Source organism: Gordonia heveisoli (genome assembly GCF_030315745.1).
GTDB lineage: Bacteria > Actinomycetota > Actinomycetes > Mycobacteriales > Mycobacteriaceae > Gordonia.
In genome coordinates, this window is sequence record NZ_JASXSH010000018.1 from 50,399 (window position 1) to 71,351 (window position 20,953).

Here is a 20,953-nt window from a genome sequence, read left to right on the forward strand (position 1 = left end):
GTGACCGATGGCACATCGGATGGAGTGGCTTGCGCACTCGGCCTCCGGTGCAGGCCCGTCGCGGATGTGCAACACGCGCGGGGATCGCCGGAAATCGTTGACTCAAGGTGCCCTACCGGTACTGTGTTGCATATCACACAGTGATCGGAGGACCGTCATGATTACCGCCGAGATGAATGAGCTCCATCGCAGCATCAAAACGCTTCGGCACCATATCGTGACGCTGAAGGCGATGTACGGCGATGTGGACGGCGTCAAGAGGATGACCAACGATCTCGATCGGCTTGAGATCGACCTGCATGACTTTGAGCACAAACCGCCTCCGCTGAAGGCGAGTGCCCACGAAGAAGCGGTCATCTACGTTCCGGACAGCAAGTCGGATGAGTCGGCCTGGCTCGGCGCGCAAGACGAAGGGCTGGGCTTCCATTCGCGTGAGCGCACGAAGTGAGTGCGCCCGCGGCTGAGCGGGATTCGGTCGGGGTCTTCTCATCAGGCCGGGCGCGGCTGGCGGCACGAACTCTCCGGACAGATCGGTGGTGGCTGTCGCCGCTGCTGACCGTCATCGGTCTGGGCATCTTCGTCGTCTATGCGACGGTGCGGTCCTTTGTCCGCAGCGCCTACTACGTCGCGGACTATCATTATCTGACGCCGTTCTACTCACCCTGTCTGAGTGAGTCGTGCGTACCGGGGTCCAGTCACTTCGGGACCCCGCTCCCGGAACTCCCGATGTGGATCCCGCTCGCGTTTCTCTCGCTGCCGTTTCTCCTGGGCTTCCGGCTGACCTGCTACTACTACCGCAAGGCCTACTACCGTTCGGTTTGGTTCTCGCCGCCGGCCTGTGCGGTCGCCGAGCCGCACACCCGCTACACTGGCGAGACCCGACTGCCGCTGATCATCCAGAACGCGCACCGCTACTTCTTCTATGCGGCCGTGATCGTGTCGGTGATCAACACCTACGACGCCGTCGTCGCCTTCCACGGCAAGGACGGCGGGTTTGGCTTCGGGCTCGGCAACGTGATCCTCGTGGTGAACGTCATCCTGCTGTGGGTGTACACGGTGTCGTGTCACTCGTGCCGACATGTCACCGGCGGTCGACTCAAGCACTTCTCCCGCCATCCGATTCGCTATCGGATATGGACTCAGGTCTCGAAGCTCAACACTCGGCACATGCAGTTCGCCTGGATCACGCTCGGCACGTTGATCCTCACCGACTTCTACATCATGTTGGTGGCCAGCGGCACCATCGCGGATCTGAGATTCGTGGGTTGATCTACCGCACCATACCGCCTGTTGTACAAACGATTTGAGGGAGTCGCCGGCAGATGACCGAACCGGAACGTTACGAATACGACGTTGTTGTGATCGGTGCGGGAGGTGCTGGTCTCCGGGCGGTGATCGAGGCCCGTGAGAAGGGCTATTCCGTTGCGGTGGTGTGTAAGTCGCTGTTCGGCAAGGCGCACACGGTAATGGCCGAGGGTGGTTGCGCGGCCTCGATGGGTAATGCGAATTCCAAGGACAACTGGAAGACGCACTTCCAGGACACGATGCGCGGTGGGAAGTTCCTGAACAACTGGCGGATGGCCGAACTCCACGCGAGGGAAGCGCCGGACCGGGTGTGGGAGTTGGAGACCTACGGCGCGCTGTTCGACCGCACCGCAGACGGACGGATCGCCCAGCGCAACTTCGGGGGCCACACCTATCCGCGGCTGGCCCACGTCGGCGACCGGACCGGGCTGGAATTGATCCGGACGATGCAGCAGAAGATCGTCTCGCTGCAGCAGGAGGACTACGCCGAGTCCGGCGACTACGAGTCGCGGATCAAGGTGTTCGCCGAATGCACCATCACCGAACTGCTCAAGGACGGCGACGCCATCGCCGGCGCCTTCGGATACTGGCGGGAATCCGGACGATTCATCGTCTTCGAGGCGCCGTCGGTCGTCGTCGCAACCGGTGGAATCGGCAAGTCGTTCAAGGTGACATCGAACTCGTGGGAGTACACCGGCGACGGTCACGCACTCGCACTTCGTGCCGGCGCGAGTTTGATCAATATGGAATTCATCCAGTTCCATCCGACCGGAATGGTCTGGCCGCCGAGCGTGAAGGGAATCCTCGTCACCGAGGGGGTTCGTGGTGACGGTGGTGTCCTGAAGAACACCGACGACAAACGATTCATGTTCGACTACATCCCCCCGGTGTTCAAAGGGCAGTATGCCGAGACCGAAGAAGAGGCCGACAAATGGCTCGCCGACAACGACAGTGCGCGTCGCACACCGGATCTCCTCCCGCGCGATGAAGTGGCCCGGGCCATCAACGAGGAGGTCAAGGCCGGTCGCGGGACCGAACACGGTGGGGTCTTCCTCGATATCGCATCCCGGATGCCCGCCGAGGAAATCATCAGACGACTGCCATCCATGCATCACCAGTTCAAAGAGCTTGCCGACGTGGACATCACGAAGGAGCCCATGGAGGTCGGCCCGACGTGCCACTACGTGATGGGTGGGATCGAGGTGGACCCCGACACCGCGTCGTCGCGGGTGCCGGGACTGTTCGCGGCCGGTGAGTGTTCGGGCGGAATGCACGGATCGAATCGGTTGGGCGGCAACTCATTGTCGGATCTTCTGGTGTTCGGCAGGCGCGCCGGGCTGGGGGCGGCATCATACGTCGGCTCGCTGGATCGGCGGCCGACGATCTCGCAGGACGACATCGATCGAGCCGCTCGGTATGCGTTGGCGCCGTTCGATCCACCCGCCGAGGGGAAGCCGGAGAATCCGTACACCCTGCACATGGACCTCCAGCAGTCGATGAACGATCTGGTGGGGATCATCCGCAAGGAGAACGAGATGCGGGAGGCCCTGGGTGTGCTCGCCGAGCTGCGAAAACGGCTCGGCAGCATGCAGGTCGAGGGGCACCGTCAGTTCAACCCGGGCTGGCATCTGGCCATCGACCTACGAAACATGCTGCTGGTCAGTGAATGCGTGGCCAAGGCGGCACTCATGCGGACCGAGAGCCGTGGCGGACACACCCGCGACGACCACCCGGCGATGGACCCGGCGTGGCGCAACACTCTGTTGGTGTGCACCGCCGACACACGGGCCAACGCGCCGGTACCCGACGTCGACGTCGTCGCCGAGGAACAGATACCGATGCGGCCGGACCTGCTCGAGGTGTTCGACTACGCGGAGATCGAGAAGTATTACTCCGCGGCCGAGATCGCCGGGCATCCGGACGCCGCGGGGAAACGGGAGAACTGAGATGGGCTACGACGCGAAGTTCCGGGTGTGGCGCGGAGACGGCGACGGTGGCGGCCTGCAGGACTACACCGTGCTCGTCAACGACGGTGAGGTGGTGCTCGACATCATTCACCGCATACAGGCGACTCAGGCGTCCGACCTGGCCGTGCGGTGGAACTGCAAGGCGGGGAAATGTGGTTCCTGTTCAGCCGAGGTGAACGGTCGTCCGCGGCTGCTGTGTATGACCCGGATGTCGACGTACACCGCGGACGAAGTCATCACGGTGACACCGATGCGGACGTTTCCGGTGATCCGCGACCTTGTCACCGATGTCTCCTTCAATTATGCGAAGGCCCGCGAGATCAAAGCTTTCACCCCGCCGCCGGGACTGGGGCCGGGGGAGTACCGCATGCAGCAGGTCGACGTGGAGCGGTCGCAGGAATTCCGCAAGTGCATCGAATGCTTCCTGTGCCAGAACACCTGCCACGTGGTCCGCGACCACGAGGAGAACAAAGCCGCCTTCGCCGGCCCGCGCTATCTGATGCGCATCGCGGAACTGGATATGCACCCACTCGACGTCGCCGAACGTCGGGACACCGCGCAAGCCGAACACGGTCTCGGCTTCTGCAACATCACCAAATGCTGCACTGAGGTATGTCCGGAGAACATCAAGATCACCGACAACGCCCTGATCCCGATGAAGGAACGCGTCGTCGACCGCAAATACGACCCACTGGTGTGGCTGGGGAACAAGCTGTTTCGGCGGTAGGCGAAGATAGTTGCTCAACCGTCGAATCGGCCGGACAACCGTTGGACACCGCGGAACAGGGCCCCGTGATCGAGACCGCCGTCGCCGTTGGCGCGTGCCGAGGCCATCAACGTCGCCATCAACGAGCCCACGGGGATGACCACCCCGGCCTCGCGGGCCGCGGTGGTGACGATCCCGAGGTCCTTGTGGTGCAGGTCGATCCGGCCGCCGGGCTCGAAATCACGGCCGATCATGCGGGCTGCCTTGTGGTCGAGGACCGCTGACCCGGCCAATCCGCCTGCGAGTACCCGCACCGCCGTCGAGGTGTCGACCTGATGGGCTTCGAGGAACACCATCGCCTCCGCCAGTGCCTCGATGTTGGCTGCGACGATCAGTTGATTGGCGGCCTTCACGGTCTGCCCGCTGCCGCTCGGGCCGACGTGTGCCACGGTGCGACCGACAGCGTCGAGGACGGGTGCGACGGCCGCAAAGGCGTCGGCGGAACCGCCGATCATGATCGACAACGAGCCCGCCACCGCACCCTCCTCACCGCCGGAGACGGGCGCGTCGAGGAACACGAGGCCGCGGTCACGGGCCAGGTCGGCCATCCGGATCGCGACATCGGGCCGGATGGTCGAGAAATCGATGATCGTCGTACCCGCCGCAGCGTGGGCGAAGACCCCGTCGTCGCCGGTGAGGACCAATTCCACATCGCTGGAGTCGGGGACGTTCAGCATGACAATATCCGTGGTCGATACGGCCTCGGCGATGGAGACCGCCGCCGTACCGCCGGCTTTCACCAGATCGGCTGTGCGCGAGAGGGTTCGGTTGTATCCGATCACGGTGTGCCCGGCGCGCACCAGATTGATCGACATCGGACTGCCCATGACGCCGAGTCCGATGAATGCGATTGTGGCCATGGTGATCCTTTGCGGTTGGTCGTCTGTCGTCAGGGGTCGCGCGGGGGCGACGCCGGAAATTCCGGTATCCAGTCGAACGGGTCGGGACGCGTCGCACGGTACTCGAGGCTGATCCAGCCGGGATACGACTGCGCGTCGAGGGCGGCGATATGCGCGGCGAGATCTGACGTTCCGGTGCCCGGTTCACCGCGACCGGGGGCGTCCGCGACCTGGATGTGACCGATACGGTCGGCGAACTGGACGATCACACGCTCGACGTCGTCGCCGTTGATCGTCAGGTGATACAGATCGGCGAGGAGTGTCACGTTGTCGACGTGGTGGTCACGGCGGACGCGATCCCCGACGGCGACCGCGTCGGCAGCACGTGTCAGTGGGTAGGTAGGTATTCCGCTGATCGGTTCGACGAGGATGTCGGCGCCGATGGTCGCGGCGGCCCGGGCGGCGACGGCGAGATTCTCCGCGGCGAGCTCGTCCTGGGCGTCGACGTCGAGGCCTTCGAGTCGGTTCCCGTACAGCGCATTGAAACCCACGGTGCCCAGCTGTCCGCCGATCCCGATCGCGACCTCGACACTGTCGGTGAACTCGCGCGAGGTCTGCGGATGGGATAGCAGCCCACGGTCCCCGGCCGCCAGGTTTCCGGCCGCCAGATTCAGATGCGTGAGGCGAACACCCGCGTCGTCGATTGCCGCGACGAAGGCGGTCACCTCCCGATCGGACGGGACCGCGGAGCTGAAGGGCCACCAGAACTCGACGGCGCCGAAGCCGGCGTCGCGCGCTGCCTGCGGTCGTCGCAGGAGCGGGAGGTCGGCGAACAGGATCGAGCAGTTGACGGTCAATCTGCGGATATCGATGCCGCGCCTCCTTGATCTATGGCAGCGCCCGCTGGTGCGGCTGGGGAACAGCCTATTCCGGGTGGTAGGGCGAAGCCACCTATCAGTTCGAGCTCCACGGGTGGGTGATGATGACCGTGCCGGTGGGGTTGTGGCGCCAGATGACGGCGCGTCTGGTGCCGAGGGTGGGCGTCCAGGTGCCGAGGTGTTTGAACTCGTGGCATGGGATGCACAACGGGATGAGGTTGTCGAGGATGGTCCACCCGCCGTCGAGTGGATTGTCGTGGTCGAACGGTGCGACGTGGTCGAAATGGCAGTCTTCAACCTGACGTCCGCAGTAGGGTCCGCGGCAGTGCCGGTCGGTGTGGGCGATGGTGCGCCGCAACGCATCTGCCGGAGCGTAGATCAGGGCTCCCGGTGGTGGGAGGGTGAGTCCGCCGTGGCCGGCGGGATCGATCGGCTCTGGATTTGGTGGCCGTGAGCGCATCTGGAGTGGCCCGCTGCCACCTCCGCTACCGGTGTCGGTGCCGGTCAGGTGGGCGGGTGCGATGACGTTTCCGGCGCTGCGGGGACGACCGACCGCGAACGGCTTCGTGATTCGGTTGGTGGTGTCGCCGCGGCGGGCGAATCGTCGGCTCTCGCGATAGAGGCCCTGCCAGCTGGCGTTGGCGGCCAGTTCGCGGGCGTGAGCGGGATCGATCACTCCGTACCCGGGCACATAGGGGACCAGGTCGCCGGTCAGTCCGGCGAGCGTGGGGGCGTCGGTGACCACCTGCACGACGACCTGTGGGTCGACCACTGCCACCGCCGTCAACGGTGTGTCGTCCGACTGCTGGCTGCCCGTGCAACGGGTTGGTTCTTCATGTGGCGGTTCAGGTTCGGGCGCTTCAGGCTCGGTTGGCTCGGGTTGTTGGTTGGCCGCCGACTGGCAGGTGTCCCCGTCGCTGCACTGGCAGGTCATTGTGGTGGCGCCCCGCATGATCGCTGCGAGCGCAGCCACTCGTTGTTCGCCGAGCTCGCGCGGGTCGTTCGGGCACAGATGATGGGCGAGTAGGCCGGTGATGCGCGATTGCAGGTAGCGGGCGTCGGCCAGTCCGACGACGGCGGTGATCGACGCCTGTCCGTACAGCTCCTTGCCGAAACGTACGTTCTGGTTGCGAGCGGCATACTCGGCACGTGCGCGGGCAGCGGCCTCGGGATCGAGTGCGATGAGCAGTTCCTCAAGCCGCTCGGCCAACACCGCGTTGGTCGAAGCCTGCGCAGACAACGACAGCGCGGCCTCCTGCACGGTGGTCGACACCGAGCCGTCGTCGTCGGCGGTTGTGGTGATGGCGCACAGTGCGTGCGCGATGACCGAGGCCCGCGATTCGGCGAGGTCGCCTGCCAGGAATGCGGCGCGGACGACCGGCAGGTCGGCGAGTAGGGAACCCAACGACATCCAGCGACCGGCGGTCGCGGCCGGAACTGCGAAGTGCCAGGCCACTTCCCGTAGTGCCGCCTTGTCTGGCATCTTCTTGCGGTAGCGGTCGTGATCGGCGCTCATCACCGACTCATAGACCCTGCACCCGAGGTGGTAGGCGGCCAACACCTTCCGCGCCATTGCCTGATGCTCGAGCCGGGTGAAGGTCGCGGCAGCAGTCGCCAGCTCGGAGGCACACGCGTCGGCCAGTACGGCCTCACCGGTGTCCACCCCCGCATCGAACATATGTTCACTATGGCAGGTGGGTACGACAATCCTGGTAGGGCCGACCGCGGCTCCGGGTTCCACTGTCCTACGAGACCGACTCGGTCGTGAACAACCCGATCATCGGCTCCGGCAATCTTCGCCGCTCGCTCACGTTGCTCCGCAGGGTAGCGCTCGGGCATGGTCTGCATCCTGAACAAGCCCACGGGATCATGGGTGTGACCTGCCGGCTATCGGTGCGCCCTCCGGGATGCCACTCGAACTCAGTGGGCGCACTCCGGCCGGAGGCCGGCAGGGGTGTGACGGTGCCCCCGGTGAGACTCGAACTCACACTGGACGGGTTTTGAATCCGTTGCCTCTGCCAATTGGGCTACGGGGGCGTCCGCGCGGCGTGACCGCGCAAGGGGTAACTGTAGTTGATCAGCCGAGGCGGTTGCGAACCGGTACTCTGCCAGCATTGATTCTGCGGTTCCGGGCTGATCCGGACGTCCGTGTACAGGGTTTTTGGTGTGGAGGAGAAGGATGGTGACGGTGACCGAGAGTGTGCATGCCGAGTCCGGTGCAGGGGTGACGACGCATCGGGTGCTCGTCGCCGAAGATGATTCGCTGATCCGGATGGACCTCATCGAAATGCTCCGGGAAGAGGGCTACGACGTCGTGGGGGAGGCGCCGAATGGACAGATCGCCGTGGATCTCACCGAGAGCCTGAATCCCGATCTGGTCATCATGGACATCAAGATGCCGGTGCGCGACGGCATCGACGCCGCGACGGAGATCGCGCAGAAGCGGCTGGCACCGGTGGTCATGCTGACGGCCTTCTCCCAGCGTGACTTCATCGAGAAGGCACGTGACGCGGGGGCGATGGCCTATCTGGTGAAGCCGTTCACCAAGGCCGACCTGGTGCCGGCGATCGAGGTCGCGGTCAGTCGCTATCAGGAACTCAAACTCCTCGAACGTGAAGTGGCGACAGTCAACGAACGCCTGGAGACGCGCAAACTCGTCGAGCGGGCCAAAGGCCTGCTGATGGAGAAGCAGGCGATGAGCGAGCCTGAGGCGTTCAAGTGGATCCAGCGCGCCGCGATGGATCGGCGAACCACGATGAAAGCTGTTGCGCAAGTTGTGGTTGAGACACTTGGGTCCCCGTAATCGCAACGTCTGGGTAACACATTGCCGGTAGGTTCATCTGCACGTGATGCCGCGAAACCATGAAATCTCAACGCATCACAACTTTCTCACCCGTTGTCTGATACCGCTCCGCGGCATCACTGAACCGTCTAGGGAGAACAGTTGAGATTCAACAGGCATATTGCCAAGGGCGCCGTTGTCGTCGCCGCCGCATCGCTCGCGCTCGCCGCGTGTAGTTCTGATGACGACAGTTCCGATGCGTCCGGCAACGACAACGCCACCTACTCCACCGACTGTGGTGACAACGTTCCCGTGGCGCAGCCCGGGCCGGTGAGCACCGAACCGCTCAAGATCGGCACTCTGCTGCCCGAGACCGGCAGCCTCGCCTTTCTCGGACCACCCGAGGTCGCGGGCGTGAAACTCGGCATCAAGGAGGTCAACGCGGCCGGCGGCGTGCTCGGTAAGCCGATCCAGCAGATCGACGGCGATTCCGGCGACGACACCACCGACACCGCGAACATCACGGTCGACCGGCTGCTCTCCGACGGCACGCAGGTCATCGTCGGTGCCGCGTCGTCGGCGGTGTCGCTGAAGGTGATCGACAAGATCGCCAACGCAGGCACCGTCATGTTCTCGCCGGCCAACACCTCGGATCAGTTCATCTGCTACCCGGATAAGGGGCAGTACTTCCGCACCGCCCCGACCGACACCCTCCAGGCGCAGGCGCTCGCCCAGGTGATGGCCGACGACGGTGTGCAGCGCGTCTCGATCCTCGCCCGGAACGAGGCCTACGGCACCGGCCTGGCCGCGAACACGGTCAAGGAACTCGAAGCTGCGGGCATCCCGGCCGATCAGATCCAGAAGATCATCTACGACCCGAACGCCCAGTCCTTCAACGCCGAGATCGACCAGGTCAAGAACTTCAACCCGGACGGCATCGCGGTGATCGGCTTCGACGAGAGCGCCAAGATCATCACCCGCATGAACGAGGTGGGGATCGGACCGAACCAGAAGAAGGTGTACGGCACCGACGGCAACATGGGCAACGCACTCGGTGAGGCGGTCGGACCTGGCCTGCTGGCCGGCATGAAGGGGACGACACCGCTCACCGACACCGGTGCGGAGTTCGAACGTCGTATCCGGGCCGTGGACCCGAATCTCGAAGACCTCAACTATTCGGGGGAGAGCTACGACGCGGTCGTGATCTCCGCGCTGGCCGCCGAGATCGCCAAGTCCACCAACGGTCGGTCGATCGCCTCCGAGATCAACGGCGTCACCCGGGACGGCACCAAGTGCAAGACCTACGACGCGTGTCTGGCCCTGGTCAAGGAGGGTAAGGACATCGACTACGACGGCGTCACCGGAGAACTGACCTTCACCAAGGCCGGCGAACCGAGCGTCGGCTCCTACGGTGTTCTCGTCTTCGGCCCGAACAACAAGTTGTCCGACGACATCACCTACAAGGTGGTGCGTTCCTGACGATCGCCTGCCGGGACACCGGCGGATGACCGAGCGGTCCGGGTTCGACGAGAACCCGGACCGCTTGTCGTCTACTGCTTCTCGGACCGTCCGGCGAGGGTGCCCAGATATAGTTCGATGACGGCCGGATCGTGGCGCAGATTCTGACCGGTGTCGGTGTAGGCGTTGCGTCCCTGGTCGAGCACATAGCCGCGGTCGCAGATCTGCAGACACCGACGTGCGTTCTGCTCCACCAGAATCACCGTCACACCGGTCGCGTTGACCTTCTTGATCTGGATGAAGACCTGATCCTGGAACATCGGCGACAACCCGGCCGACGGCTCGTCCAACAGGAGCACCGATGGTTCCATCATCAGTGCGCGGCCCATCGCCACCATCTGACGTTCACCGCCGGACAGCGCACCCGCCTTGACCTTTCGGCGTTCGGCGAGCAACGGGAACACCTCGGACACGAACGCCATCCGCTCGTTGAACTTCCGCGGTTTGAGGTAGATGCCCATCTCCAGATTCTCCTCGATCGTCAACGAGGCGAACACATTCTGGGTTTGCGGCACGTACCCGACACCCTTGGTCACGAGTACGTGCGCGGGTGCCGAGGTGATGTCCTGATCGCGCAGGGTGACCGAGCCGTGGCGGACTGGGATCAGACCGAACAGTGTCTTGAGTAGGGTCGACTTGCCTGCGCCGTTGGGGCCGATGATGCCGACGATCTCACCGTCGTCGGCGTAGAAGTTACAACCTTCGAGGATGTTGATGCCGGGCAGATATCCGGCGGTGATGTCGTCGGCCCGCAACAACGCGTCGACAGCATTGCGTTGGTGCCCTTGCGGACTCGCGGCCAGCTGGGCGGCCGACGGGGTGGTGGCGCCGGTGGCGTCGACGTCGCGCTCGTGGTGTCTCATCGGGTACTCCCTCCCGTCTCGTCCGAGTCGGAATCCGGGCTGTCGGGAGCGGCCGTCCCCTCGGAGGCCTCCTCGTCTGCCCGGGCGATGGATTCGGCGGCCAGCGCAGAGGTGTCGGAGAGGTCGCCGCCGGCTTCGATGGTCTCCTCGATGGCGGCCTCCACCCGTTCGGCGAGGACCGCGGTCGCGCCGACCGGATTTCCGTCGTCGTCGAATTCCAGTGCCTGGTCGTGATGCCCGCCGAGGTAGGCCTCCACAACGGCCTCATTGTCGGCGAGATGTTCCGGCCGGGATTCGGCGATGACCCGACCGCCCGCCATCACCACTACCCAGTCGCTGACATCGCGGATGACATCCATGTCATGTTCGACGAAGATCACCGTCATCCCGTCGTCGCGCAGCGACTTGATATGCCCCAACAGACTTTGAGTGAGCGCCGGATTCACCCCGGCCATGGGTTCATCGAGCATGATGACGGTCGGGTCGGTCATCAGGGCGCGGGCCATCTCCAGCAGTTTGCGTTGACCGCCGGAGAGGGAACCGGCGTAGTCGTCGGCTTTGTCGGCGAGTTTGAAACGTTCCAGCACGGCATAGGCGCGTTCGGTGACCTCGGCTTCCTGGCGGCGCCAGATCCACGGCAGCAGACCGGCTCCCATGTGTTCGCCGCGCTGCCCGGTGGCGCCCAGACGCACATTGTCGAGCACCGACAGCTTCGACAACGCCTTGGTCAGCTGGAAGGTTCGCACGATGCCCCGGCGCGCCACCTGATGTGGGTAGCGCCTGCCCATCTCGTCGCCGTCGAAGGTCCAACTGCCGTGGTCGGGACGGTCGAAGCCGGTGATCAGGTTGAAGAAGGTCGTCTTACCCGCGCCGTTGGGCCCGATGAGGCCGGTGATGGCGCCGCGCTGGAACTCCACGTGGTCGACGTCGACGGCGGTCAGACCGCCGAAGGTGCGCTGGATACCGTCGACGGTGATGACCGCGTCGTGTTTGGCAGAACCGGGGGCCGCGATGATGCCGTCGAACAGGTCCACCGGCGCCGACACATCATTTGGCATCGAGCTGTACCTCCCGTTTGTTGCCCAGAATGCCTTGCGGGCGGAACACCATCAGCAGCGCGATCGCCAATCCCAGGATGACGAATCGGACCGCGCCGATCTGCTGATTGGTCATGTCGAAGAGTGGGTCGTCGCCGGTGGTCAGCTGACGCAACAGCACATCGGAGGCGGTGACGATGAACCAGAACAGCATGGCGCCGACCACCGGCCCGAAGACCGTTGCCGCACCACCGAGGATGAGCGCCCCGTAGGCGAAGAAGGTTTGCGCGGTCGAGTAGAAGTCGGGGCTGATCGATTGCGTCTGAATGGCATTGAAGACGCCGGCGACGCCGCCGATGCACCCGCCGAGGACCAGTGCCTGAAGTTTGAAGACGTATGCGTTCTTGCCGAGTGCACGGGCGGCGTCCTCATCCTCGCGCACCGCCTTGAGCACACGCCCCCACGGGCTGCGCACCAGCAGCCAGACCAACAGACAGAGCAGCGCCACCACCGACCAGCCGACGACCATCGCCCACAGGTCACCGCCCTGGAACTTCAGACCCAGCAGGGAATACTGCTTACCGTTCTCGAAGGGGTTCATCTCGAAGAACGGTGCGGCATATCCGTACAGACCCTTGGTGGAGTTGGTGAGTTCATCCGCCGACGTCGACCTGGTGAGCAGCCGCAGGATCTCGGCTGCGGCGATGGTCACGATCGCCAGATAGTCGGCGCGCAACCGCAGCGTTGGCAGACCGAGCAGCAGGGCCAGTGCGCCGGCCGCGGCGACGCCGAGAATGCCGCCGACCCACAGCGAACCGCCCCATTGGCCGGCGACGATCCCGACGCCGTACCCACCGAGCAGTGCGAACCCGATCTGACCGAAGTTCAGCAGTCCGGCATAGCCGAAGTGAATGTTGAGGCCGATGGCGAGCATCGCGTAGAAGATGGCCGACGGCCCGATCAGCTGGGCCAGCGAGATCTGAAGAACCGCAACGAGGTCCATATCAGCCGATCCTCGCTTTCGTGCCGAGAATGCCCTGCGGGCGGATGGTCAGGATGATGATCAGGATGAGCAGTCCGCTGACGTATTTGAGGTCGGGGGACACCCAGTAAGTCGACACCTGCACGACGAAACCGACGATCAGACAACCGATCAGCGCGCCGTACACCGAACCCAGCCCGCCGAGGGTCACACCGGCGAACATCAGCAGCAGCAGCTTGAACCCCATTTCCCACTGCACCCGGCTGCCCAGTTCGGACAGCGCGAACAGCACACCGCCCAACGCGGCGAGGCCGCCGGCCAGCGCCCACACCACGAGGATGACCCGGTCGACGTTGATTCCCGACGCCGCGGCGAGATCCCGATTGTCGGCGACCGCCCGCATCGCCTTGCCGATGCGGGTCTTCTGCATGAGGAGTGCGACACCCAGCAGCACCACGACGCTGATGATGATGCAGGCCAGGTTGACCGGCGACATCGCGAAGGCGCCCGACCCGATCTCGGTCTGCACCAGATAGTCGTCGAAAGGTTCGGCGCGGTCGGAGAAGAAGATCAGATACAGATAGCGCAGCAACAGTGCCAGGCCGATCGAGACCACCAGCTGCGCAACGAGTCCCGATCTGCGTCGGCGCAGTGGCCGCCAGATCGCCAACTCGTTGAGTATCCCGAAGGCGATGCCGACGAGGATCGCGATGATCGTCGCCGGGATCAGCTGGATGCCGAGTTTGACGTTGACCGCCCACGCTGCGATCGCACCGAGCGTGACCATCTCGCCGTGCGCGAAGTTGGTGAGTCCGGTGGTGCCGAAGATCAGGGTCAATCCGACGCCGGTGATCGCGATGATCAGGCCGAACCGGATGCCGTCGATGCCGAGCCGGGTGAGTTTCTCCGCGGCGGAGATCTCGGTGGAATGTCGGGCGGGACCAAAGGAGAAGATGACGCCGCGGTTGTTCCCGGCGGTGAGTTTCAGCTGGACCGAATCTTTGCGGACCTCAACACCTTCGGGCACCGTCGTCTTGTCGATGGCGATGGTGTACGAACCGGGGGGAAGGGTCAGCGTCCAGGCGCCGGTCGGCCCGGAGGTCGCAGTACCCGCGATCGCGCCGGCGGGAGTTGTCGCCGTGATCACCACACCGGTGACCGGCTGGGATTCGTTGCGCAGCGTCCCGCTGACGGTGACGGTGTCGGTCGGTGCGGCTTGTGCCGTGCCGGCCCCGACCGCACCGCCGAGCAGGGACAAACCGCCGAGCAGGACCAGACCCAACCCCAGCAGCGCGGTCACGAACCCGATGTGACGACGTGCGGTTCGAGGTCGGTCGCGGTGTGGTGCACCGGTGTCGGCGCTCCGGGCCGGCGGACGGGTCGGCGAATGGGCCAACTGATTCACGCGTGCTGTCTCCGGACGTTGTCTCGGGGGCACCCCCCTGCGAATTTTTGCTTTCGCGGGACTCTACTGCGGTTCGACCGGCTTGGCATGGCAGCCAGGAAAGTCGGTTGCGCTGAAGGATTCGGCACTACGCTGGGACCCATGGTCGGGGTTCAGGTGACGACGGTGGTCGATCCCGGGGTGGTGGTGTCGATCCTGACGCAGGCTTTCGCCGACGATCCGGTGACCGTCTGGTTGCAGCCGGACCGGCGTCGCCACCGACAGATGTTCGACACCCTGGTCCGCCGGTCCCACGGTCCACGTGCCGTTTTCGACGTGGCCGCCCGGGATGGTGTGCCACTCGGGGCGGGCGCCTGGGATCCGCCCGGACACCGGCTGACCACCCGCGAGCAGTTGTGGTCGACATTCGGTTCGATGGCTGCGCTCGGCTCCCGGTCACGACGCGGAGCGGAGCTGGTACAGCGCTTCGCTCGGGCACGCCCGGCCGAGCCGCACTGGTATCTCGGATTGCTCGGTGCGGCGGCCCCGGGGATGGGCGCGGGCAGCGCATTGCTGACCCATCGCCTCGCCCTCATCGAGGGCCCGGCCTACCTGGAGAGTTCGAACGAGGTGAACATCCCGCTCTTCGAGCGGTTCGGGTTTTCGGTGACCGACGAGATCGTGCTGCCCTTCGACGGTCCACGGGTATGGCCGATGTGGCGTCCGATGGCGTGATCGGCGTGGATTGGTGGAGCCCGGCGGTGCCGGACTCGGCTGTCGGGGACCGCCACTAGACTCATCGGCGTGAGTCCCGCGCAGAGTTCCCCCGTGTCAGCAGGTCGTGGATCGGCAACCAGGACCGCCGGTGGTCGCCAGAAGGATGACACCCGTCCGGTGCTGATGCTCCTCGACGGACATTCGCTGGCCTACCGGGCGTTTTTCGCCCTGCCGCCGGAGAATTTCAAGACCGCGACCGGACAGTCGACCAACGCGGTGTACGGCTTCACCTCGATGCTGATCAACCTCTTGCGCGACGAGGAACCGACCCACATCGCGGCCGCCTTCGATGTCTCCCGTAAAACCTTCCGCTCGGAGATGTTTCCCGAGTACAAGGCGCAGCGCTCGAAGTCCCCGGACGAGTTCAACGGCCAGGTCGATCTGACCAAGGAGGTGCTCGACGCGCTGGGCGTCCCGGTGATGGCGATCGAGGGCTACGAGGCGGACGACATCATCGCGACCCTGGCCACCCAGGCCGACGCCCTCGGCTATCGGGTGTTGGTGGTCACCGGTGACCGTGACTCGTTGCAATTGGTCAACGACGCCATCACCGTCCTCTATCCGCGTAAGGGTGTGTCGGATCTGACCCGGTTCACCCCGGCCGAGGTGGAGAAGAAGTATGGGCTGACGCCGACGCAGTATCCCGACTATGCCGCGCTGCGTGGCGATCCGAGCGACAACCTGCCCGGCATCCCCGGCGTCGGCGAGAAGACCGCGTCGAAGTGGATCCGTGAGTACGGGTCGCTGGCCGCGCTGGTCGACCATGTCGACGAAGTCCGCGGCAAGGTGGGCGATTCGTTGCGCGCCAACCTGGCATCGGTGCAGACGAACCGGCAGCTGACCGAACTGGTACGGGATATGGCGCTGCCGTCGGGACCCGAGGAACTCGCCCTGGCCGGCTGGGATCGCGACCGTATCCACCAGCTGTTCGACGACCTCGAATTCCGGGTGTTGCGGGACCGGTTGTTCTCGACGCTGACCTCGGTGGAACCCGAAGCCGAGGCGGGTTTCGATCTCGACGGTTCCCGGCTGGGCGCCGGACAGGTCACCGCATGGCTGGCGGAACACACCGCGACCGGCCGCACCGGTGTGGCGGTGACCGCACCCCACGTCGTGGTCGGATCCGATCCGACGGGGCTGGCGATCGCCGCCGCCGACGGCACCTCGGCCTACCTGGACGTGGCCACCCTCGATGCCGACGATGAACGCGCTCTCGCCGGCTGGCTGGCCGACGCCGACAAACCGAAGGCGTTACACGAGGCGAAGTGGGCGGTCCATGCGCTGCGGTCGCGGGGCTGGACGCTGGCCGGGGTCACCTCCGACACCTCCCTGGCGGCCTACCTGGTGCGGCCCGGACAACGCACCTTCAACCTCGACGACCTGGCACTGCGCTATCTGCGTCGCGAGCTGCGTGCCGACGACACCACCGACGAGGGCCAGATGTCGCTGCTCGACGACGACGGTGGTGAGCAGAAGATCGCCGAGCAGCACATGCTGGAGGCGCGTGCGGTCGCCGAGCTCGCCGACACCCTCGATACCGAACTCGACCGGATCGATTCGCGGCCGCTGCTCACCGAGATGGAGTTGCCGCTGTCCTTCGTCCTCGCCGAACTGGAGGCGGTCGGTATCGCCGTCGACACCGAACACTTCGGCGAGTTGGAAAAGAATTTCGCCGAACGCATTCGTACGGCCGCCGATTCGGCCTACGAGGCGATCGGTGAGCAGATCAATCTGGGTTCGCCGAAACAGTTGCAGGCGGTGCTCTTCGACAAACTCGACATGCCGAAGACGAAGAAGACCAAGACCGGCTACACCACCGACGCCGATGCGTTGCAGTCCTTGTACGAGAAGACCGAGCATCCGTTCCTCGCGCACCTGCTCGAGCATCGAGACGCCACCCGCCTGAAGGTGACGGTGGATGGCCTGCTCAAGTCGGTCGCCGACGACGGTCGTATCCACACCACCTTCAACCAGACCGTCGCAGCCACCGGCCGGCTGTCCTCGACCGAGCCGAACCTGCAGAACATCCCGGTCCGGACCGTGGCCGGCCGTGAGATCCGGCAGGGCTTCGTGGTGGCGGGTGCACACGATGGTGCGAGCGGGGAGTTCGACTGCTTGATGACGGCGGACTACAGCCAGATCGAGATGCGCATCATGGCGCACTTGTCCGAGGACGCCGGGTTGATCGAGGCCTTCAACACCGGCGAGGATCTGCATAACTTCGTGGGGTCGCGGGCGTTCGGGGTGCCGATCGACGAAGTGACGACGGAGATGCGTCATCGGGTGAAGGCGATGTCGTACGGCTTGGCGTACGGGTTGTCGGCCTTCGGTCTGGCCGCGCAGCTCAAGATCAGTCGTGAGGAGGCCAAGGATCAGATGGAAGCCTATTTCGCCCGGTTCGGCGGGGTACGCGACTATCTGCATAACGTGGTCGCCGAGGCCCGTCGAAACGAGTACACCGCAACACTTTTCGGCCGACGACGGTATCTGCCCGATTTGAACAGCGACAATTTCCAGCGGCGACAGTCGGCGGAGCGGATGGCACTCAACGCCCCCATTCAGGGGACCGCCGCCGACATCATCAAGGTCGCGATGATCAATGTGCACAAGCGGCTGGCCCGCGAGGAGCTGCGGTCGCGGATGCTGCTGCAGGTCCATGACGAACTGGTCGTCGAGGTGGCGGCCGGGGAGCGGGATGCCGTGGAGACGTTGGTGCGCGAGGAGATGGGGAACGCCATCACGCTGTCGGTGCCGCTGGAGGTGTCGGTCGGGTTCGGTCGCTCGTGGGATGACGCGGCGCACTGATGTCCGCTGACCTGCGCATCGGGGTAATGCACGGCGACGGCATCGGTCCGGAGATCGTGCCCGGTGCGGTGTCGGTCGCCGAAGCGGCACTGGCGCGGGTCGGCGTGGTGGCCGACTGGGTGGAATTGCCGTTGGGGCGCACCGCGATCGACACCTATCGGACGCCGATGCCCGCGGAGACCCTGGCGGCGCTCGATGACTTGGACATCTGGATTCTGGGTCCGCACGATTCGGCCGGATATCCCGCCGAATTCGCCGGCGAGCTGACGCCGGGCGCCGTCATCCGCAAACGGTACGACCTGTTCGCGAATCTTCGGCCGTGCCGCGCGTTTGCGGGCGTTCCGGCGACGGCACCCGACATCGATGTGCTGATTGCCCGGGAGAACTCGGAGGGGCTCTACGCAGACCGGAACATGGCGGTCGGGTCGGGGGAGTTCATGCCGACCCCCGATATCGCGCTGGCCGTCGGTGTGATTACCCGGGCCGCGTCGGAACGGATTGCCCATCAGGCGTTTCGGCTGGCGCAGCGGCGTTCGCGGCATGTGACCGTAGTGCACAAGGCGAATGTGCTCACCATGACCACCGGACTGTTCCGCGATGCGTGCCGGGCGGTCGCTGCGGAGTATCCCGACGTCACCGTCGACGAGCAGCACGTCGATGCGATGGCGGCGCTGCTCATTCGGCGTCCGGCCGACTTCGACGTTCTGGTCACCGAGAATCTGTTCGGCGACATCCTGTCCGATCTCGCGGCCGAACTGGCCGGGTCGCTTGGCCTCGCCGGATCGGTGAATTGTTCGGATGTCCGGGCGATGGCGCAGGCCGCGCATGGGGCGGCGCCGGATATCGCCGGCCGCGGCATCGCGAACCCGGTCGCGATCATCGCGTCGACGGCGATGCTGCTGCGGTGGCAGGGGGCGCGTACCGACGATGACCGGCTACTCGCGGCCGCCGACCTGATCGACACCTCGACCGCAGCGGCCCTCGCGTCAGGTGTCGCAACCCCCGATGTCGGCGGTACCTCGACGACCCGCGACGTCGTCGACGCGATCGTCGGTTCGGTAAATCCCGGGTAACTCTCGGGCCTACCTCCCGGCGATCGGCGGCTGGACACAGTAAGTTCAGCCGGATGGGTCTGATGCGAGTCCTCCGACGCGGGCGTGCCGAATCGGCGCCTCGGCGGTCGGCGGCGCTGGCCGCGATGGTGTCTGTGGTGGTCCTGGTGCCGATGACCTCGGCGTGTACCAATGACGATTTCGAAGATCTCGGTGCCGACATAGCGCCGATCAGTATCGACGTGAGTAAGGTCGACGCGATCGCGACCACACTGCCCTCGAGTGTCCGGGACGCGGGCCGGATCGTCGTCGGCGTCAATGTGCCGTACGCCCCGAACGAGTTCAAGGTCAACGGCCGGATCATCGGTTTCGACGTGGATCTGATGAACACCATCACCAAAGTGCTCGGGGTGCGGGCGGAGTATCGGGAGGCCGATTTCGCCAAGATCATCCCGTCGGTCACCGCCGGGACCTTCGATCTGGGTATGTCGTCGTTCACAGTCACCGACGAGCGGCTCAAGAGCGTCGACTTCGTGACCTACTTCAGCGCAGGCATCCAATGGGCCCAGCGGGCCGGCAACGACATTGATCCGACCCGGGCTTGTGGCAAACGTGTCGGGGTGCAGCGCGGCACTACCGAAGCCGACGAGGAGGTGCCTGCCAAGAGTAAGGCATGCACCGACGCGGGCAATCCGGCGATCGACGTCGTCAAATTCAACAGTCAGGACGAGGCGACCACCGCGGTCATCTTGGGCAAAGTCGATGCCATGTCGGCGGATTCGCCGGTCACCGACTACGCCATCAAACGGGCCGGCGGGCGCATCGTGAAGGCGGGTGAACCCTTCGAGTCGGCGCCATACGGCTATCCGATGGTGCGCGGCTCGGAACTCGCGGAGCCGGTGCGGGCAGCCTTGCAGTATTTGATCGACAACGGGCAGTACCGGGCGATCGCGGCCCACTGGGGTGTGCAGACCGGGATGATCTCGACCGCCGAGATTCGAAGGGGCGCATAGCAGTGAGTAGGCCGAGCGTGAGCGAGTACGAGCGTGACTGATCCGAGAACGCCGGCACCACCCGGAGCAGGAACCGGCGAACCAGAACCCATCCGGGCGGTGCCGCTACGCCACCCCGGTCAGTGGGTGGCCGCCGCGATCATCCTCATCCTGGTCGGCCTCTTCGTCTACGGTGCCGCCACCAACGACGCCTACCAGTGGGAGACCTACGCCAAATATCTGTTCGACAAGCGGATACTGCGCGGTGTCGGATACACGCTCGCGCTGACCGTGCTGGCCATGGCGATCGCCATCGTGCTCGGTGTTCTGCTGGCGATCATGCGGCTGTCGCCCAATCCGGTGCTGCGCGGCGCGGCCTGGGTGTACCTGTGGATCTTCCGTGGCACCCCGGTCTACGTGCAGTTGGTGTTCTGGGGATTGTTCGGTTCGATCTACAAGACCATCGACATCGGTATCCCGTTCGTCCATCAGTTCGCCCACGTCGACATCCAGTCGCTGAACTCCGCATTCACCTTCGCCGTGATCGGACTGGCGCTCAACGAGTCGGCCTATATGGCCGAGATCGTGCGTGCCGGCGTCGCCTCGGTGGGGGAGGGTCAGACCGAGGCGTCGGTTGCGTTGGGCATGTCCTGGTCGAAGACCATGCGGCGCACGGTGTTGCCGCAGGCGATGCGGGTGATCATCCCGCCGACCGGCAACGAGGTCATCAGCATGCTCAAGACCACCAGCCTGGTGGCGGCGGTACCGTTCACGCTGGAGCTCTACGGCATCGCGACCGAGATCTCCGGCGTGAACTTCAAGCCCATCCCGATGTTGCTGGTGGCCTCCACCTGGTATCTCGTCGTCACCAGCGTGCTGATGGTCGGCCAGTTCTACCTGGAGCGCTACTACGCGAAGGGCGCCACCCGTGCGCTCACCGCGCGTCAGCTCAAGGCGCTCGCGGACGCGCAGGCGCGTCCCACCCTGGAAGGTAAAGGCGAGTGAG

At 65.0% G+C, this 20,953-nt stretch carries 18 protein-coding genes and 1 tRNA gene; 11 read left to right on the forward strand and 8 right to left on the reverse strand.

What is annotated here, in order from left to right; genetic code table 11:
- Positions 1 to 157: 157 nt before the first annotated feature.
- Genes QSJ18_RS15520 through QSJ18_RS15535 form a run of 4 tightly spaced genes read left to right on the forward strand, consistent with a single transcriptional unit; the run spans position 158 to position 3,999 of the window.
- Complete coding sequence (locus tag QSJ18_RS15520; protein WP_286327470.1) at positions 158 to 448, forward strand: hypothetical protein; 291 nt, start codon at positions 158 to 160, stop codon at positions 446 to 448.
- On the forward strand, positions 445 to 1,269 hold the full coding sequence (locus QSJ18_RS15525; RefSeq protein ID WP_286327471.1) for a hypothetical protein: 825 nt from the start codon (positions 445 to 447) through the stop codon (positions 1,267 to 1,269). Before QSJ18_RS15520 ends, QSJ18_RS15525 begins: the two co-directional genes overlap by 4 nt.
- 53 nt (positions 1,270 to 1,322) lie before the next feature.
- Positions 1,323 to 3,251: a fumarate reductase/succinate dehydrogenase flavoprotein subunit gene (locus QSJ18_RS15530; RefSeq protein ID WP_286327472.1), complete on the forward strand. Its 1,929-nt coding sequence runs from the start codon at positions 1,323 to 1,325 to the stop codon at positions 3,249 to 3,251.
- 1 nt (position 3,252) lies between these two features.
- Positions 3,253 to 3,999, forward strand: coding sequence for a succinate dehydrogenase/fumarate reductase iron-sulfur subunit (locus QSJ18_RS15535; protein ID WP_286327473.1), 747 nt, complete (start codon positions 3,253 to 3,255; stop codon positions 3,997 to 3,999).
- A gap of 14 nt (positions 4,000 to 4,013) precedes the next feature.
- On the opposite strand, the gene QSJ18_RS15540 is transcribed toward QSJ18_RS15535, so the two are convergent.
- The 4 genes from QSJ18_RS15540 to QSJ18_RS15555 form a co-directional block, all read right to left on the reverse strand.
- Positions 4,014 to 4,904, reverse strand: a complete 891-nt coding sequence (locus QSJ18_RS15540) for an NAD(P)-dependent oxidoreductase (protein WP_286327505.1) — start codon at positions 4,902 to 4,904, stop codon at positions 4,014 to 4,016.
- Positions 4,905 to 4,927: 23 nt separating this feature from the next.
- A complete protein-coding gene (locus QSJ18_RS15545; protein WP_286327506.1) occupies positions 4,928 to 5,749 on the reverse strand; it encodes a hydroxypyruvate isomerase family protein in 822 nt (273 codons plus the stop codon).
- Between the two features lie 82 nt (positions 5,750 to 5,831).
- A complete protein-coding gene (locus tag QSJ18_RS15550; RefSeq protein ID WP_286327474.1) occupies positions 5,832 to 7,433 on the reverse strand; it encodes an HNH endonuclease in 1,602 nt (533 codons plus the stop codon).
- A 285-nt stretch (positions 7,434 to 7,718) separates the two neighbouring features.
- Positions 7,719 to 7,792, reverse strand: a tRNA-Leu gene (locus QSJ18_RS15555).
- A gap of 142 nt (positions 7,793 to 7,934) precedes the next feature.
- Between QSJ18_RS15555 and QSJ18_RS15560 the strand changes: the two genes are divergently transcribed.
- Entirely contained in the window at positions 7,935 to 8,558 is a 624-nt protein-coding gene (locus tag QSJ18_RS15560) for an ANTAR domain-containing response regulator (RefSeq protein ID WP_286327475.1), read from the forward strand.
- A gap of 141 nt (positions 8,559 to 8,699) precedes the next feature.
- Positions 8,700 to 10,016, forward strand: coding sequence for an ABC transporter substrate-binding protein (locus QSJ18_RS15565; RefSeq protein ID WP_286327476.1), 1,317 nt, complete (start codon positions 8,700 to 8,702; stop codon positions 10,014 to 10,016).
- Positions 10,017 to 10,087: 71 nt separating this feature from the next.
- Here QSJ18_RS15565 and QSJ18_RS15570 read toward each other — a convergent pair whose 3' ends face one another.
- From QSJ18_RS15570 to QSJ18_RS15585, 4 genes are read right to left on the reverse strand one after another with little or no spacing between them, the layout of a single operon-like run.
- Entirely contained in the window at positions 10,088 to 10,918 is an 831-nt protein-coding gene (locus QSJ18_RS15570; protein ID WP_286327477.1) for an ABC transporter ATP-binding protein, read from the reverse strand.
- Positions 10,915 to 11,976: an ABC transporter ATP-binding protein gene (locus tag QSJ18_RS15575; protein WP_286327478.1), complete on the reverse strand. Its 1,062-nt coding sequence runs from the start codon at positions 11,974 to 11,976 to the stop codon at positions 10,915 to 10,917. The genes QSJ18_RS15570 and QSJ18_RS15575 overlap by 4 nt, the downstream gene beginning before the upstream one ends.
- Positions 11,966 to 12,958, reverse strand: coding sequence for a branched-chain amino acid ABC transporter permease (locus tag QSJ18_RS15580; RefSeq protein WP_286327479.1), 993 nt, complete (start codon positions 12,956 to 12,958; stop codon positions 11,966 to 11,968). Before QSJ18_RS15580 ends, QSJ18_RS15575 begins: the two co-directional genes overlap by 11 nt.
- 1 nt (position 12,959) lies before the next feature.
- Positions 12,960 to 14,213, reverse strand: coding sequence for a branched-chain amino acid ABC transporter permease (locus QSJ18_RS15585; protein WP_462476094.1), 1,254 nt, complete (start codon positions 14,211 to 14,213; stop codon positions 12,960 to 12,962).
- A 270-nt stretch (positions 14,214 to 14,483) separates the two neighbouring features.
- Between QSJ18_RS15585 and QSJ18_RS15590 the strand changes: the two genes are divergently transcribed.
- From QSJ18_RS15590 to QSJ18_RS15610, 5 genes are all read left to right on the forward strand, one after another.
- Positions 14,484 to 15,056, forward strand: a complete 573-nt coding sequence (locus QSJ18_RS15590) for a GNAT family N-acetyltransferase (RefSeq protein WP_286327481.1) — start codon at positions 14,484 to 14,486, stop codon at positions 15,054 to 15,056.
- A 69-nt stretch (positions 15,057 to 15,125) separates the two neighbouring features.
- Positions 15,126 to 17,903, forward strand: a complete 2,778-nt coding sequence (polA, locus tag QSJ18_RS15595; RefSeq protein ID WP_286327482.1) for a DNA polymerase I — start codon at positions 15,126 to 15,128, stop codon at positions 17,901 to 17,903.
- Positions 17,903 to 18,976 (forward strand): isocitrate/isopropylmalate dehydrogenase family protein, encoded by a 1,074-nt coding sequence (locus QSJ18_RS15600; RefSeq protein WP_286327483.1) that lies wholly within the window; start codon positions 17,903 to 17,905, stop codon positions 18,974 to 18,976. The genes polA and QSJ18_RS15600 overlap by 1 nt, the downstream gene beginning before the upstream one ends.
- A gap of 62 nt (positions 18,977 to 19,038) precedes the next feature.
- Positions 19,039 to 19,968, forward strand: a complete 930-nt coding sequence (locus tag QSJ18_RS15605) for an ABC transporter substrate-binding protein (RefSeq protein WP_462476095.1) — start codon at positions 19,039 to 19,041, stop codon at positions 19,966 to 19,968.
- A gap of 33 nt (positions 19,969 to 20,001) precedes the next feature.
- Positions 20,002 to 20,952, forward strand: coding sequence for an amino acid ABC transporter permease (locus QSJ18_RS15610; RefSeq protein ID WP_286327484.1), 951 nt, complete (start codon positions 20,002 to 20,004; stop codon positions 20,950 to 20,952).
- Position 20,953: the final 1 nt, after the last annotated feature.